At 65.2% G+C, this 16746-nt stretch carries 8 protein-coding genes; 4 read left to right on the plus strand and 4 right to left on the minus strand.

Annotation, left to right across the window (positions count from 1 at the left end):
• The first annotated feature begins 121 nt into the window (after positions 1 to 121).
• The 3 genes from ABIB73_RS23940 to ABIB73_RS23950 all read left to right on the plus strand — a co-directional run bounded on the left by ABIB73_RS23940 (position 122) and on the right by ABIB73_RS23950 (position 4302).
• Positions 122 to 2197 carry a PQQ-dependent sugar dehydrogenase gene (locus tag ABIB73_RS23940; protein ID WP_354227958.1) on the plus strand — a complete coding sequence of 692 codons (2076 nt, stop codon included), beginning with the start codon at positions 122 to 124 and terminating at the stop codon, positions 2195 to 2197.
• Entirely contained in the window at positions 2154 to 3095 is a 942-nt protein-coding gene (locus tag ABIB73_RS23945; RefSeq protein ID WP_354227960.1) for an SMP-30/gluconolactonase/LRE family protein, read from the plus strand. Before ABIB73_RS23940 ends, ABIB73_RS23945 begins: the two co-directional genes overlap by 44 nt.
• Positions 3096 to 3276: 181 nt before the next feature.
• Entirely contained in the window at positions 3277 to 4302 is a 1026-nt protein-coding gene (locus ABIB73_RS23950) for a histone deacetylase family protein (protein WP_354227962.1), read from the plus strand.
• Positions 4303 to 4485: 183 nt separating this feature from the next.
• Here the strand turns inward: ABIB73_RS23950 and ABIB73_RS23955 are convergent, their stop codons facing one another.
• The 4 genes from ABIB73_RS23955 to ABIB73_RS23970 form a co-directional block, all read right to left on the minus strand.
• Positions 4486 to 5466, minus strand: coding sequence for an LLM class flavin-dependent oxidoreductase (locus tag ABIB73_RS23955; protein WP_354227964.1), 981 nt, complete (start codon positions 5464 to 5466; stop codon positions 4486 to 4488).
• The gene (locus tag ABIB73_RS23960) at positions 5463 to 6194 is read right to left on the minus strand and encodes a 4'-phosphopantetheinyl transferase family protein (protein WP_354227966.1); all 732 of its coding nucleotides are present in this window, start codon (positions 6192 to 6194) and stop codon (positions 5463 to 5465) included. The genes ABIB73_RS23955 and ABIB73_RS23960 overlap by 4 nt, the downstream gene beginning before the upstream one ends.
• 216 nt (positions 6195 to 6410) lie before the next feature.
• Positions 6411 to 6578 (minus strand): hypothetical protein, encoded by a 168-nt coding sequence (locus ABIB73_RS23965; RefSeq protein ID WP_354227968.1) that lies wholly within the window; start codon positions 6576 to 6578, stop codon positions 6411 to 6413.
• Between the two features lie 146 nt (positions 6579 to 6724).
• A complete protein-coding gene (locus ABIB73_RS23970; RefSeq protein ID WP_354227970.1) occupies positions 6725 to 13174 on the minus strand; it encodes a non-ribosomal peptide synthetase in 6450 nt (2149 codons plus the stop codon).
• Positions 13175 to 13310: 136 nt separating this feature from the next.
• Between ABIB73_RS23970 and ABIB73_RS23975 the strand changes: the two genes are divergently transcribed.
• Positions 13311 to 16745 carry an ATP-binding protein gene (locus ABIB73_RS23975; RefSeq protein ID WP_354227972.1) on the plus strand — a complete coding sequence of 1145 codons (3435 nt, stop codon included), beginning with the start codon at positions 13311 to 13313 and terminating at the stop codon, positions 16743 to 16745.
• Position 16746 lies beyond the last annotated feature (1 nt).

The following is a 16746-nucleotide window of genomic DNA, read 5'->3' on the forward strand; positions in this document are numbered from 1 at the left end:
GAATCTACGGAGATTGGTCGGGACGAAGACCCCTGCGGGTTTGATCACAAGGGGGTGTTGATCAACTGGACGGCGTTCCTGCGGCATGGAACAACTTTGGACCGAAAGTCCGGGGGCCGCCGTGAACCACCTCACATTTTGGCGTGAAAGCCGAAGCCTGTGCGCATGCGCGGGCGCCTTGGTGGTCGCCCTTCTGACCCTCGCCTCGGTAGGCTCATCGGAACCGGTTCGCAAGAGCGGCTACGCGATCGGTCCGGAAACCTGCGGCAGCGGCGATCTCGCCTTTCCCAAAATCCAGATCGACATGAAGGCGGGATTTTGCGCCGGCCTCGTCGCCAGCGAAGAGGATCATCCGAAATTTCCGCGTTCGATCATCCAGGTGCCTGGCCATGATCTCTTCGTGGTCGCCGATATGGGCGGCTGGGGCCACTCGGATGGCAGGATGCTGCTGCTCGATCCGCATGCGCCCCAAGGCCAGAGATTCAAGGAGCTCCTGACCGGCGTCGAATATCCGTTCGGCCTCGTGATCGGGACGGACAGGAAGCTCTATGCCTCGACCGCCGAGACGATCTTCCGCTTCGACCCGCTCGCGGACAATCCGCGCAGCACGGTCGAGACCATCATCCGCCACATGCCGGGCCGCCGGATTACGCTTCCGGACGGGACCAAGCTCGACGAGAGCGCGCATCCGCTCAAGCAATTCGTCTTCGACAGGAACGGGCGGCTATTCGTCAATGTCGGCGCCCACAGCGACGACTGCATCACGCCCGCACCGATCACTAAACCTTGCGCCGCGGCCGAAGGCGTCTCCGCGACGGCCGCGATCTGGCTGTTCACACCGCCTTCAGGCGGCGTCTTTCCGGCGTTGAAGCCCAATGATTCCGATCCGGCACACACCGTCTATGCGCGCGGCCTGCGCAATTCGATGGCACTGGCGCTGCATCCGAATTTCCCCGATGCCGGCTACGCTTTTCTCCAGGGTGAGAACGGCCGCGACCTGCCCGACATCTTCAAGCCGAACGAGGAGATCAACGCGATCGAGCAGGGCAAACATTATGGCTGGCCCTATTGCTTTGACCTGTCGACGCCGAGCCCCGAGTTCAGAAGCGTGCTGCAATCGGGCACCTACAAGTCCCTTTGTACGAGCAACGCCCTCTACAAACCGCCGTTCTCGCTGCTGCCGCCGCACGGCGCGCCCCTCGCCATGCTCTACTATCACGGCGCCAAATTCCCGGAGCTGGAAGGCAAGCTGCTGATCGGCCTGCACGGCTATCGTCCGACCGGCAGCCGGGTTCTCATCTACGATGTCGACGATCATGGCTTCCCCAAGCCGAGCCCGGCGCCGGTGCGCTATCACGTCAGTTGCGCGGCCGACCCGACCCACAGCTTTCAGACCGACGCCGGCGATGTCGCCGCGGCGCCGTTCGAGGAACTGATTGCCGGCTGGCACCGCGTCAACGGGGCGCGGCCGCAAGGTGCGCCCGTCGGCATGACGGTCGCGGAGGACGGCGCGATCTGGCTGGTCGAGGACAAGAACCAGACAGTGATCCGCATCGATCGCGCCGCCGGCGATCCACTGCCGCCGCTGCCCTGCGATACGCGCAGCCCGGCGCTGATCGACCAGCTTACGGCCTTCGTCGCCAAGGATGCGCAGAACCGGATCCGTCTCACCACGCTGCGCAAGAACCTCGTCGAAAAGCACTGCCTCGGCTGCCATTCGGATTTCGGCCTGAAGGCGGGTCAATCGGACTCAGACAAGGACGCGGCCGTGCTGCGCTTCATGCTGTCGCAGGATGGCTGGATCTATCCGGGCGACCCGGACTCCGGCAAGCTGCGCACGCGGCTGCGCGGCATCGGCGCAGAGAAGCTGATGCCGCCGGGCGGCGAAGGTCTGCCGAAGACCGAGCCCGGCTATGGGGCCCTCCTCAATACCGCGGACCTGCTCGTTGCGAAAATGGTTCCGGGAACGCGGATGCGCATCAAATCCGGCCCGCCGCAGCGCAACTTCTTCAGCAAGGCCAACAAGGAATGCGGCGAAATACCGGCCCGCAAGGTCGTCGTCGTGACACAAAGGAACGCTGTAGACAAACCCGGCTTCAGCCGCTTCTTCCGGCCGGCCGATCCCTATTTGAATGGCGAGTGCAGCGACGACGATGGCTATTACATCCGGCAGGAATTTCTGGTGCCTGTGCAGTAGCGTTTTGCTCGTCGTCGCGACGCCGCTGGCCGCAACTGAGACGAAGCTGTTCGAAAGCGTGCAGGTGACACCCGCCAGCGAATATACCTTCGGCATCGAAGGGCCCGCCGCCGATCTCGACGGCAACCTCTTCGTCGTCAATTTTGGCAAGCCCGGCACGATCGGCAGATTGCCTGCGGGCGGCGCGGCTTCGGAGCCGTTCACGGCGCTCCCCGAGGGAAGCGTCGGCAACGCCATCCGTTTCGATCGCAACGGCACGATGTTCATCGCCGACTACAAGAAGCACAACATCTTCGCTATTCCGAAGGGCTCAACCGAGCCGACCGTCTGGTTTCACTCCGACGAGATGAGCCAGCCCAACGACATCACCATCGCCCGCGACGGCACGGTCTATGCGAGTGACCCGAACTGGAGGGGCCGCGAGGGCCACATCTGGCGCATCGCCAAGGGAGCCGACGGATCGGTGCAGGGACAAATCATGTCGGCGCCGCGCGCGATGGGCACGACCAACGGCATCGATCTCAGCCCCGACGGCAAGACGCTCTATGTCGGTGAGTCCAGCAACGGTCAGGTCTGGTCCTACATCGTCACCGGCAACGCGCTCACCGAGGCCAAGCTCGTCAAGGCATTTCAGCCGGACACCATCGACGGCCTGCGCACCGATGTCGGCGGCCGTCTCTATATCGCGCGCATTCTCAAGGGCACGATCGCGCTGATCAAGCCCAATGGGGCGGTCGAGCGCGAGATCGCGCTGAAGGGCAAGGAGCCGACCAATCTCGCCTTTGGCGGCAGCGACGGCAAGACCGTCTTCGTCACCCAGCGCCAGGGTGGCTTCATCGAGTCCTTCCGCACCGATCAGCAGGGCCGCGAGCACTGCCTTCAGCGCGGGCGCTGCTAGCGCATGATCCGGAAAAGCGTGTAGCGGTTCTCCGATAAGATCATGCTCAAACAATGAGGTGCTTCAATGGCGGTCTGCTTCCAGCGCAGAGCGGCGGCATCCTTCTTGCTTGCATCCTGCCGCCGCAGAGATCTAGACATCTGTGGTATCGTCAAAGAGCATGCGACCACGGAGTGTTTGAGTGAAGGCCGTCCATACCGAACTGCACCGCAGCCATGATCCGCAATTCTTCCTGGTTCGCGGTGTCGTCAAGCGCACCACCGAACAGCCCGAACGCGCCGACCGCCTGCTCAGGGGTCTCAAGGATGGCAAGCATCAACTGGTCGGGCCAACGACCTTCGGGCAGGGGCCCCGCGCCCGCATTCACAGCCCGGAATATCTGTCGTTCCTGAGCGAAGCCTGGAACGCCTGGACCGCGCTTGGCGATTCTGGCCCGGAGATGATCGGCAACATTCATCCGGTGCGGCATGCGGCGACCTATCCGACCCACATCATCGGCAAGCTCGGCTGGCACACGGCCGACACCGCGGCGCCGATCGGCCCGGGCACCTGGGCCGCGGCTTGTGCCGCGACGGACGTTGCAGTCACCGCGGCGCAGATGGTGATGGACGGCGAGGATGCGACCTACGCACTCTGCCGTCCGCCCGGCCATCACGCCTATCGCGACATGGCCGGCGGCTTCTGCTTCCTCAACAACAGTGCGATCGCGGCGGCGCATCTGCGGCTCAAGCATGAGCGCGTCGTGATCCTCGACGTCGACGTCCATCACGGCAACGGCACGCAAGGCATTTTTTACGCGCGACCTGACGTCTACACGGTGTCGATCCATGCCGATCCCGTCGCATACTATCCCTATGTTTGGGGCTATGCGCATGAGCGCGGCGAAGGCGACGGGCGCGGCACCAATCTCAACATCCCCCTTGCTATCGGCACTGGCGATGACGGTTACATCCAGGCGATGGACGTCGCGCGCAAGGCGATCGAATCCTTTGCGCCCGGCGCGCTCGTGATCGCACTCGGCCTCGACGCCTCCGAGCACGATCCGCTGAAGGGCCTCGCCGTCACCACGCCCGGCTTCCGTCGCATCGGCCAGGCGATTGCGAAGATGGGCCTGCCGACGGTGTTCGTGCAGGAGGGCGGCTATCTCTCGGATATTCTGGGCGCCAATTTGACCTCGGTGCTGGCGGGATTTGAAGAGGCGCGGTGAGGCTTGCCTTCGCCTCTCCCCGCTTGCGGGGAGAGGCCGAAATTTGCGAGAGCAGATTCCGGGTGAGGGGGAGTCTCCGCGAGTCTAACTATTATCGTCTTCGCTGAAGCAGCCCCTCACTCCAACCCTCTTCCCGTAAGAACGGGGAGAGGGAGAAGAAGCAGAGCCCGAGGGATTTCATCCTCAAAACATCCCGCTCGCAGCCAGCGCGTTGCAGACGTGCTGCATCTCGGTCTCATCAGCGACCATGTCGAGCATGATCGTGGTCAGGCCCTTTGCCGCAGAATCCTTCAGCTTCGCGCCGATCTCGGCGTAGCTGCCGACGAGATAGGGGCAGTCGGCCTGGAAGGTCAGGAACGGCAGCAGCCAGTAGCCATTGTCCAGAAGCTCGCCGCTTTGCCCCTCATACAGCCGCCGCTTCCAGACGGAGTCGCTGTTCTCCACGGTGAGCGCGAGAAGCTCGCGATCGTCGGGATTGTCGCGGAATCGCGTCTTCGCCGCCTGCCGCGCCTCGTCGCTTCCCTCGCGTGCAAAAATTCCAAAATTCATTCCTGGCGCGTTCAGGCCACGATCGAGGTCGGGCGGCAGCATCTGCATCTTGATGCAGCCGGTCGCCATCGCCACCTGCTGCGCCGCCTCCGACTGCCCCGCGATCAGAAATTCCGGCATCAGTTCCGCCGCCAGGCGCGGCCGCAGTTGCAAATTGCTTGCGCGATAGAACCGGCCGTCGAAATTCACCGGCCGTGGACTTGAGAGCAAATGGCGCATCAGCGCGACGAATTCGCCGAGCCGGACATAGCGGTCGGCATGCGATTGGTCGTCGCCAAGCCCCTGCAAGTCGCTGACCGCGGTCCCCGTGATCATGTTGAGATAGACCTTGCGGCCGTAGAGCTGTGCAAAGGACGAAACGAACTTCGCCGCCGTGAATGGATGCATGTAGACGGGATTGACGGCGATCAGGGGTGAGCTTCGTGTCGTCTCCGCCATGATGTGCTGGGCCATGGCCCAAGGCTCGACGAACACGTCATTGCCTTCGAACAGCAAAATGCCCTCGAAGCCGTTGCGATCGGCGAACTGCGCCACCCGCATCAACTCGCCGACATATTCTAGCGGATCGCGGTTGCGCGAAATCGCGGGAAAGACGCGCAGCCGCGGGGGCGTCATTCAGCCGCTTCCTGGAGCGGCCAGGCGTTGCGGGTGATGGGAAGGCCGCCAGCCGTGCGAGATCCGTCGGCGATCGCCAGGCGATGCGAGGGCGACGGCGAGCACAGCGAGAAGCGCCATCCTTCGGGATCGTCGGCGATATCGGGCTTGAAGCTGATCTCGATCGCCTCCCGCGACACCTGCATCGCAAACGCGTCGAGCGGCAGATTGAGCCCAAATCCCCTGGCCTTCAGATAGGCTTCCTTCAGCGTCCAGTAGTCGAAGAAGCGCTCGATTGCGGCGGGCTCCGGCAGTCCGCGCAGCGTTTCGACCTCTTCCGGGGCAAAGAAGCGAAGCGCGGTGGACAGCGGCGCGACGCGCCGAGACACGGTCTCGACGTCGACGCCGACGGCCTCGTGCCTGGACACCACGCAAGCGACGCAGCCGTCGGCATGGGACAGGCTGAAATGCAATGCGGCCGAGGTCGCAGGCGCTGCGACAAAGGGCCGCCCGTAACGGCCGGCCGCGAAGGACCAGTCGGTGGGCGCGACCTCAGGTTCTGCGTGTGAGAGCGCCAGGCGCAACATGGCGTGCGCGAAGATATATTGCCGTTGATGCCGCTCGAACATGAAGCGGTCCGCGCGCATCCGTTCGTCGACCGAGAGCAAGCGCCAGCACGCATCGACCGCGCCCGGCGTGTCGATGCTCTCGATCAGTCCGACAAACAGTTCAATCCTGTCGTCTGCCATCAATTGGGCCCATAGCGTCAGGCGGAGGCCAAATCCGGCTCTGACGGAAGAATCAACCGAACGAGAAACAACTGAGCAGGCCGCTTCTAGCGGTCCACCCGGGCAAATTCTTGTCGATTGCTGGCCGGTTTACAGGTGCAAGCTTGTGCGAGACCCCAACTCGACAGGCGAGCGGCCTTTATCGGAAGATTCGTGCGGCGTCCCGGCCGACGAGTCTTACTTTTTCTTCTTGGCCTTCTTCGACCCGCCCAGCATCGAAAGGCTGGCGTCGACGTCCTTCAGCGCGGACTGAAGCTTCTTTCTCTCGTTGTTGAGCAGCTTTTGCAGAGCCTTGCGGTCCTTGTCGCTCAGCGAGGTACCCTTGGTAAATTTGATGAAACCCATAATGACACTCCCCGGTTGAAAATAATCGTCCAAATCAAAAACGCAGGAATAATCTTGCGCGGCAAGCGCCAAATAATCAAGATGCAACTTGATCATTCGCAGCTTTGGCGGGTGAACCCGTATTCGAACTGGTCAATACGGGCTGGTCAGGCCGCTCTGCGATCGCGCAAGTGGCCTAGCGGTGTATTGGGCTGGGCGACGGCCGCCGCCAGCAGCGCGACGAGATCGTCCATCCATGTGCCGACCATGCGGCCATCGAGCAACTCGCCCTTGTAATTGCAAGAACCAGTGATGCCGGTCGGACGCTCTTTCAGCATCAGGGACAGCCAGGTCTGGTCGATCGGCAGCACCGGCTGGCCCTCGCGCGCGACGTTTCCTGTCGATCGCACCGTGATATTGGGCAGGTCGAGCGGCTGGCGCAGCGGATTCTGCAGCGTGAAATAGACCTGGAGCAGCGAGGCGGGATCGATTCCCTCCTGCTCCAGATGATCGGCCAGGATGTTGAACGGCAGCTCCTGCCGCGCATGCGCGTCGAGCACGCCCTGGCGCACCTGCGCCAAGGCCTGCGCGAACGACAGCTCCGGCATGATTCGGCTGCGGACGATCACCGTGTTCTCGAACGGGCCCACGATTCGGTCAGTGTCCGGCTGGGTGCGATTGGCCATGGCGGTGGCGACCGAAATGTCCGTGCGTCCGGTTCGCGCCAGCAGCAGGGCTTTCAGGCCGGTGAGGAGACACATGAACAGTGTGCTGTTGTGCTGGCGCGCAAAGGCCGTGAGCTGGGCGACCAGCTCACGCTCCAGGCTGACCGGATGATGACCGGTGGATGCGCCAGGACTCGATTCGCCGTCGAACACGGGGGCCGCGTCGCGCAAGACATCCACCCACTCGGTGGCTTGCCGCCGGGCCGAATCGGTGCCGCACCACCAGCGCTGCCAGCGGGCGACGTCCGAGAAGGCGAGCGGCATTTTGGGCAGCGGGACGGTCGGATGCCCGGCCAGCGCCGCATAGCGGTTGGACAACTCGTCGAACAGAACGCCGATCGACCAGCCGTCGGCAATTGCGTGATGCAGCGTCAGCAGTAGGATGTGATCCTCGGCGTGAAGCCGCAGCAGCCGTGCCCGCAGCAGCGGCGCCCGGGCGGCGTCGACCGGAGTATAGGTCTCCTGCTCGATCAGGAGCTCGATCTTCCTGAGCTCGAGCGCTTTGCGTCGCCTGTTGTTGTGGGGCCGCCCGTCGCCGATGGTCTCGACGGTCAGGACCGGGCCGAGCGTGGCGGGCGCGATGATGCGGCTGACCGGCTCCTCGCCGCTCCAGCCGAACGCCGTCCGCAACGCTTCGTGGCGGCGCACGATGTCGTCGATGGCCTGCGCCAGCTTGCGTGGATCGATCGGGCCATCGAGGTGGAAGGCAAATGGAAGGTTGAACAGCGGCAGATCCGGCAGGCTCGCCTCGATCCGCATCATCTGGTCCTGCGCGATCGAGAGCGTCGGGGGGCCGCTTTCGGCCAGTCGCGTCGCGCCTGCCTGGAGCTTGGGCGGCTTCGTCGCGACAGCTTCGTCGACGCGCCGGGCAAGCTGCTCGACCGTCGGCGCCTCGAAAATGGTCTTGATCGGCAGCGATACCCCGAGCGCGCGGGCCACGCGTGCCATGGCCTGGCCCGCCAGCAGCGAATGGCCGCCAAGATCGAAGAAATTATCGGTGACACCAAGGCTCTCGACCTTCAGCAGGTCGATCCAGATGTCGGACAGGACCTTTTCGGTGAAGCGGCGCGCCGGCACGACGGCCTCTGTCCCGGAGGGGCCCTGTTGCGCGGGCGCCAGCAGCGCGGAGCGATCGACCTTGCCGTGGGCATTGAGCGGGACCTGGTCCAGGAACAGGAACGCGGACGGGATCGCGTGGCCCGGCAGCCGGCTTTTGAGGAAGTCGCGCAGCGCGCTGGCACTGGCCTGGCTGCCGGCCTTGGCAACGACATGGGCGATCAGCCTGACATCGCCATTGGTGTCGCGGCGCGGCTCGACGATGCCGGTGCGCACGCCCGGATGATCGGCGAGCGTGGTCTCGATCTCCTTCAGCTCGATGCGGTAGCCGCGGACCTTGACCTGCTGATCGGCGCGGCCAAGGCATTCGATCGTCCCGTCGGCGCGGCGGCGGGCGAGGTCGCCAGTCCGGTACAGAAGCGCGCCGGCCCGGCCGGCGAACGGATCGGGAATGAAGCGCTGCCGGCTCTGTGCGGGATCGTTGACATAGCCGCGGCCAACGCCGGCGCCGCCGATGCAGAGTTCGCCGACCACGCCGACCGGCTGCGGCTCCAGATTCGGATCGAGCACGTAGAGCTGGGTGTTGGGCAGCGCCGCGCCGACCGGGACATTGATCGTCGTCGCGGCCGGCGCCTTGGTCAGCCGATGCAGGGAGACGTCATCGGAACATTCCGATGCGCCGTAGGCGTTGATCAGCGGCACCTTCGGGCACCGGGCGAACCAGGCGCGGCAGAGGTCGACCGGCAGCGGCTCGCCGGTCGAGATCAGCAGCCGCAATTTCGCAAAGGCGCGCCGCATCGGCGCCTCGTCCATCCGTTCGAGGATCACGCGCAACAGTGAGGGCACGATCTCGAGCACCGTGATGCCCTCGCGCTCGATCTCCCGCGCGAGCAGGATCGGGTCCTGCACGGTGGCGTTGCCGCAGACATGGACGCGCGCGCCGACCATGGGGCCGGCCAGGAACTGCCAGACCGAGATCACAAAACTCTGCGGCGCGGTCTGCGCGATCACATCCTTGCTCGTGAGGCTGAGCTCGACGATGAGCGACGCCAGATGGTTCGACAGCCCGCGCTGCTCGATCATGACGCCCTTCGGCGCGCCGGAGGAGCCAGAGGTATAGATGAGATAGGCAAGCGTTGAGGCTGTGCGCCGGGCGGCGCGTGCCGGCTTGGTCGACCCGAGCGCGATCGCGTCCTCGAGCTCCGCCACCTGGATGCGCTCGACCAGGGGTTCGAGCAATGCTTCGACCTTGGGTGACCGCGCGCGGCCGGTCAGCAGCATGCGGGCGCAGCTCGATCCGAGGATGGTTGCGAGACGCGCCGGCGGCTGATCTGGATCGAGGTTCAGGAAGGCCGCGCCCACGCGCTGCACCGCGATCATTGCGGCGAGCAGGTCGGGTCCGCGATCCGTAAGCAAGGCGACCACTGTCTCGGCACCGACGCCTTCGCGCGTCAACCAGCGCGCGACCGCCTGACTGCGGCGGGCCAGCTCACGATAGCACAGAGATGCGAGTCCATCGGATATGGCCACGGCGTTCGGCGTCTTGTTCGCCTGCCGATCAAAACGTTCGCACAGATTGCCGCGCATGGTGAAATTGGCCGGCACGCCGTGGCCTTTCGCCAGCAACTGCTGGCGTTCGGCCGCCGTCAGGAGCGGCAGGCGCGAGATGCGCTGCTCCGGATTGGCGATGACGGCCTTGAGCAGGGTCTTGAACTGCGCCGCCATGTCTTCGATCGTCACCGCGTCGAACAGATCGGTGGCGTATTCGAAGAATCCAGTGAATCGGCCGTCGGCCTCGACCAGTTCGAGCGTGATGTCGAAGCGCGCGACTTTTGGATCGACCTCCAGCCGTCGCGTCGACAGGCCGGGGAACCGTGCCGCCTCGATCGAGGCGTTCTGGAGGATGAACATGATTCGGAACAGCGGATTGCCGTCACTGCGGCGCGCGATCTGCAACGCGCGCAGGACTTCCTCGATCGGGAGGTCCTGATTGCGATAGGCGTCCAGCGTGACCTGGCGCACCCGCCGCAGCAGTTCGCCGAAGCTCGGGTCGCCGCTGAAATCGTTGCGCAGGATCAGCGTGTTGGCGAACAGCCCAATCAGGCGCTCGCTCTCGATCTGGTTGCGGTTGGCGATCAGCGAACCGGTCGCGACGTCTTCATGGCCGGCGTGGCGGAACAGCAGGCACTGGAACGCTGCGAGCAGCGTCATGAAAGGCGTGACGCCCTGGTTCTGGCTCAGCGCTCTCAGGTCGGCTGACAAAGTCTTTGAGAACTCGAAATAGTGACGGGCACCGTCACCGCTCCAGACTTCGGGCCGTGGCCGGTCGGTCCGCAGCGGCAGCGTGGTGACGCCGTCGAGCTGCGCCCGCCAGTAGTCGAGCTGCGCCTTCGCTGCGGGCGTCTGTGCCCAGCTCTGCTGCCAGCGCGCAAAATCGCGATACTGGAAGGTGGGTGAGGGCAGCGCTGCCGCGTTTCCGTTGCGCGCGGCGGAAGACTCGGCGGCAAGCTCCTCCCAGAACAGCCGCTGCGACCAGCCGTCAGTGACGAGGTGATGGACATTGACCACCAGCGCGTGGCTGGACTTGTCAAACGCGAGCAGTGTGGCCTTCAGCGGTGGCTCTTGCGCCAGATCGAACGGATATTGTGCGAGCTTGAGCGCCTCGCGCCGGATGACCGTGGCCTGCTTGTCCTCGGGGCAAGGCTTGAGCTTGATCCGCTCGAACCGCGGTGGCGACTGAAGCACCCGCTGCACCGGCTCGCCCCCGCTTTCGATGAAGACCGAGCGCAGCGCCTCGTGACGCTCGCAGATCGCAGCAAGGCCCGCCTGAAGCGCGGCGACATCGATTGGACCCCTGAGCAGCGCGACCTCGACGACATTATAATTGTAGCGCGTCGGATCGAGCCGCGAGAGCACATACATCCGCTGCTGCTGGAACGACAGCGGCGCGTCTGTCTCAGTGGCCGCGGCCGGGCCCCAGGCCGGCAGCTTCGCGCCGCGATGGGTTGCGGCCGTTTCCAGCCGGGCCGCAAGAGCGGCGACCGTGGCGCAATCAAAAATGTCCTCGAACGAGAAGTCGACGTTGAAGCGTTCGCGCAGGCGCGAGCGCAGCTGCGTCGCCGCGAGCGAGTCTGCGCCGAGCGCAAAGACGTCCTGATCGACGCCGACCTGAGGAAGCTCCAGCAGGTCTGCCCAGATTTCCGCGAGCTGGGTTTCCAGCGCAGTGCGCGGCAACTGCGTCTCGTCACCATCACCTGCCGCCGAAATCAGCCCGGCCAGCGCATTGCGCTTGACCTTGCCGCTTGCACCTTTCGGCAGGGTCGCCACGCTGCGGATCAGGCTCGGCACCTTGTAGGCCGCTAGCCGCTTGCGCGCGAACTGGCGCAACTGGTCCGAGGTCGCCTCGGACTCGGGCCGCAGCACGACGACCGCCGCGACGTTCTCGCCGAGCTTTGTGTGCGGGATGGCGAAGACGCCGGCTTCCAGCACCGCCGGATGGCTCAGCAGCACCTCTTCGACCTCCAGCGGCGAGACTTTCTGCCCGCCGCGGTTGATGACGTCCTTGATACGGCCGACGATGAAGAGATAGCCGTCGGCGTCGAGATAACCGAGATCGCCGGTCCGGAACCAGCCGTTGCGGAATGCGGCTTGTGTCGCCGCCTCGTCATTATAATAGCCGCGGCTCATGTTCGGTCCGCGCAGCATGATCTCGCCATGCTCGCCGCTCGCGAGCTGGCGGCCTCTCTCGTCCATGATCGCGATGTCCGGGCCCGCGGCGCGGCCGACCGATCCGATCTTGCGCAGTTCGAACGGATTGGCCGCGATCTGCGAGGCGGCTTCCGTCATGCCGTAGGTCTCGAGCACGGGGACGCGGAACGTCGCCTCCAGCCCGTTGAGGATCGCAGGTGCAAGCGATGCCGAGGCCGAGCGAATCACGCGCAGTGACGACGACCGGGCGCGGTCCGGGTTCGCTTCCGCCGCCGTCAGCAGCGCGCGATGGATGGTCGGCACCGCCGTGTACCAGGTTGGTTGCAGCTCCCGCATCCAGCCGAAGAAGGACGCTGCGTCAAAGCCGTTGGTGCAGATCACGCTGGAGCCGGCAGCGAGCGCTGTGAGCAGGCCGGAGATCAGGCCATGAGCGTGGAACAGCGGCAGCGCGTTGAGCAGGCGATCGTGCGATGTGAGCGATAGGACGCGGCCGGCATTGGTGGCGGACAGGCACACGTTGCGATGCGTCAACGGAACCATTTTCGGCCGCGCCGCCGTGCCTGACGTCAGGAGGATGAACGCATCGTCGTCGCCGCGTGCGACGCCGCTCGCACAGGCCGGACCGACCGTCGGGCCGATGAATTCGCAGCCGCCGAGATCGGTCTCCGGTCCCGGCACGAAGTCGATCACCGCGATATCCAGCGCCCTGGCGACGTCGCGGCTTGACGAGTTCATGTCGGCCCGGGTGACAAGGGCCGTCAGCTTCAATTCGCTGAAATAGCGTTGCAGCTCGTCGGCCGTCAGGTCGGGATTGACGGGGATGCAGGCACAGGTCGACGCGACCGCGATCAGCGCCAGTGCGCTGTCGGCGCCGCGCGGCAACGCAACGGCAATCCGGTCGACAGGCCCGATGCCGAGCCCGCGCAGCGTGCGGACCAGATGCTCGGTCCTGGCACCGAGCTCGCCATAGCTCAGGGGCGGCCGGCCAGGGGCGAGGAGGGCGGGCGCCGTCGGCGTCTTTCGCGCGTAGAAGTCGAGAAGGCCGCCGAGATGCGCAAAGACCTTCGTTTCGGCGCTCAAGCTGGCCGATCCCGCTTCCGCTCCGGATGCAATGTCCGACAACGCCATTCCCTTTTGATCTGATTGAGCTATTCTTCCAAGAACTTAGGGAACGCGTCCAGTCTGAGGTGAAGTTTGGGCCCCAAAATCTGTGGTTGAGGGGCCCCAGAGCCCTTCGACGGAGTAATAGTCGGGCGGAATCACCATGCTGGAGAAAGAGCCGGAGACGGAAGACGGGTTGAAGCGCTGGCTCGAAGGCATCGGTCTTGGCCACTACACCGATCTGTTCGCGCAGCACCGCCTCGATCTTGACGTCATGGGGGACCTGACCGAGGCCGACCTGGTCGAGCTCGGACTGCCGCTCGGCGATCGCAAGCGGCTCCAGCGGGCGATGGTCGCGTTGTTCCAGGCTGAAACGGTGGAGACGACGGTCGCGGCGGCGCGCCCGGCAGCGCGGACGGAAGTCGGCGCCGAACGGCGCCAGCTCACCACCATGTTCTGCGACATGGTGGATTCCACCGCGCTCTCGGCCCAGTTCGACCCGGAAGACGTGCGCGACATGATCGCGAGCTTCCGCGAGACCTGCGTCCGCGTGGTGAAGCATTATGAAGGCTTTGCCGCCCGCTTCGTCGGTGACGGCATTTTGGTCTATTTCGGCTATCCGACCGCACATGAGGACGATGCCGAGCGTGCGGTGCGCGCCGGGCTCGAAATCGTGCGGGTGCTGTCGACCGCGCGCGCGATCGAGCCGCGCGGCGCGCTCAGCCACGCGCCCGCCGTCCGCATCGGGATCGCGACCGGCCTCGTCGTGGTCGGCGATCTCGTCGGCCAGGGCACGGAAGAGCGCGATTCCGCGGTCGGCGAAACGGTCAATCTCGCCGCGCGCCTGCAAGCGCTGGCGCCGCCCAACGGCGTCGTGATCTCCGCCTCGACGCAATCGCTGCTGAAGGGGAAGTTCGATTACCGCAATCTCGGCGCCCATGCGCTGAAGGGCATCTCGGACAAGGCCCAGGCCTGGCACGTCGTGCGCGCCTCGCGAGTGGAGACCCGCTTTGCCGCCGCCATGGGCACGCGGCTGACCCCGCTCGTCAATCGCGAGGAGGAAATCGCGCTCCTGATGGGGCGCTGGCAACAGACCAAGGACGGCGACGGCCAGGTCGTGGTCAAGTTCGGCGAGCCGGGCATCGGCAAGTCGCGCATCGTCCAGGAGATCTTCGAGCGGATCGCGGGCGACCGGCACGGGCAGGTCTCGTTTCAGTGCTCGCCCTACTACACCTCCACTGCCTTCTATCCGTTCGCCGAGCAGCTCAAATTCTCCCTCGGCCTCGACCGCGAGGACGCCTCCGCGCTGTCGCTGACGAGCCTCGAGACCGCGATCGCCGCCACCCATGTTGACATCGAGCAGGTCGCGCCGCTGTTTGCGGCGCTGCTGTCGATCCCGGCGGGAGATCGCTATCCGCCGCTCGACCTGTCGCCGCAGCAGCAAAAGGATGCGACCGTCGCGGCGCTGGTCAATCACTTCCTGGGGCTCGCGCGCGACCAGCCGCTGGTGATCGCCTTCGAGGATTTGCACTGGATCGACCCGACCTCCCGCGAGGTCATCGATCTCCTCGTCGACCGTGTCCAGAACCGGCCGATCCTCGTCGTGATCACCGCGCGCTCGGAATTTCAGCCGAGCTGGAGCGCGCATTCGCACATCACCACCCTGGTGCTCAATCGCTTGAGCCGGCAGTTGCGCATGACGCTGGTCGAGCGCGTCGCGGGGAGAGAGCTTCCCAAGGAGGTCGTCGAGGAGATCATCGTCAAGACCGACGGCGTGCCGCTGTTCCTGGAGGAACTGACCAAGACCGTTCTGGAATCCGACCTGCTGACGGAGCGGCACGGGCGCTACGTGCTCTCGGGTGCGTGGCGGCAGCTCGCGATCCCGGCGACGCTGACGGACTCGCTGATGGCGCGGCTCGACCGGATGGGGCCGTTCAAGCGGATCGCGCAGATCGGCGCCACTATCGGCCGCGAGTTCTCCTACGAGACCCTGCACGCAGTCGCCAACACGCCTGCGGAGCAGATCGAGGCGGCGCTCAATCACCTGGAGGAGGCGGGGCTGATCATGCGCCGCGGTCACCCGCCCGACGCGCATTATTCCTTCAAGCACGTGATGATCCAGAACGCCGCGCATGCGAGCCTGTTGCACAGCGAGCGGCGCAAGCTGCATGCCCGGATCGCCCAGGTGCTCGCCGAGATGTATCCGGAGAAGACCGAGCGCGAGCCCGAGCTGCTCGCCCACCATCTGACCGAGTCCGGCCAGAGCGAGGGCGCGGCGAGCTTCTGGCTCAAGGCCGGCAAGCAGGCGGCCAAGAGCGGCGCCAATCTGGAGGCGATCGGCCATCTACGCCGGGGCTTAAGCGTCGTGCAGGCCAACGCGCGCATGCAGGGCGCCGACGAAATGGAGCTCGAGCTGCGCATCGCGCTCGGCAACGCGCTGATCGCCGCCAAGGGCTATGCGGTGCAGGAGGTCGAGGAGAACTACATCCGCGCGCTCGAGCTCGGCCAGCAGCTCGACGACGACGAAAAGGCCTTTGCCGCCACGCGCGGGCTCTGGGTGTGTCATTTCATCCGCGCCGATCTCACCCGCGCGCACGATCTCAGCGTCGAGCTGTTGAAGTTCGCCAAGCGCGAGCGGCTGAACGAGCGGACGCAGCCGGCACAGCAGACCGGCTATCTGATCGAGGCGCACCGCTCGATCGCGATGACCATGCTCTATCGCGGCCGCTTTGCCGCTTCACAACATCACCTGCACCGTTGCATCAATCTCTACAGCCCCGATCTGCATTCCGATCTGATGGAGCGCCACGGCACCGATCCCGGCGTGGTTTCGCTGTCCTATCTCGGTTACCTCCTGTGGTTCCTCGGCCGGCCCGACGCGGCGCGCCAGCACAGCGAGCAGGCGATCTTGCTTGCGGAGAAGATTCACCATCCCTTCTCGCTCGCTTTCGCGCTGGTGTTCGGCGCCTATCTCTGCCAGCACCTGCGCGATATCGAGGGTACGCGCGACCATGCCAACCGCGCCATGATCATCGCCACCGAGCACAATTTCCTGCACTGGAAGCAGCAGGCCGCGATCCTGCGCGGCTGGGCGCTGTCGCAGCTCGGCGAGGCCGATGAGGGCATCAGCCAGATGCGCTTCGGCCTCGACGAATATGAGGCGATGGATTCCTGGCTCGCCGGCTGCTGGTTCCGCTGCCTGCTCGCGGAGGCCTATGCCAAGGTCGGCATGCGCGATGCCGCCTTGCGCGCGCTGGACGGTGCGCTCGCGACCGCACGGCGGACCGGCGATCACTCCTACCTCGCCGAGGTCTATCGCATGCAAGGCGAGATCACGCTGTCGGACGGCAATCCGGCGTCCGTGCAGGAGGCCGAAGATCTGTTCGGGCTGTCGCTGGAGACGGCGCGCAAGCAGGGCGCGCTGTCCTGGGAGCTTCGCACCGCCGTCAGCCTCGCACGTCTGTCGCTCGATGCGGGCAAGCGCGAGCACGCAAGCCTGCTGCTCGTGCCGATCGTCGGCAAGTTCAGCGAAGGGTTCCTCACGCCGGACCTGAAGCAGGCGGTGCTGCTGGTCAATGAACTCGGGCCGATGCAGTGAG

This window comes from Bradyrhizobium sp. F1.4.3 (genome assembly GCF_040548375.1).
GTDB lineage: Bacteria > Pseudomonadota > Alphaproteobacteria > Rhizobiales > Xanthobacteraceae > Bradyrhizobium.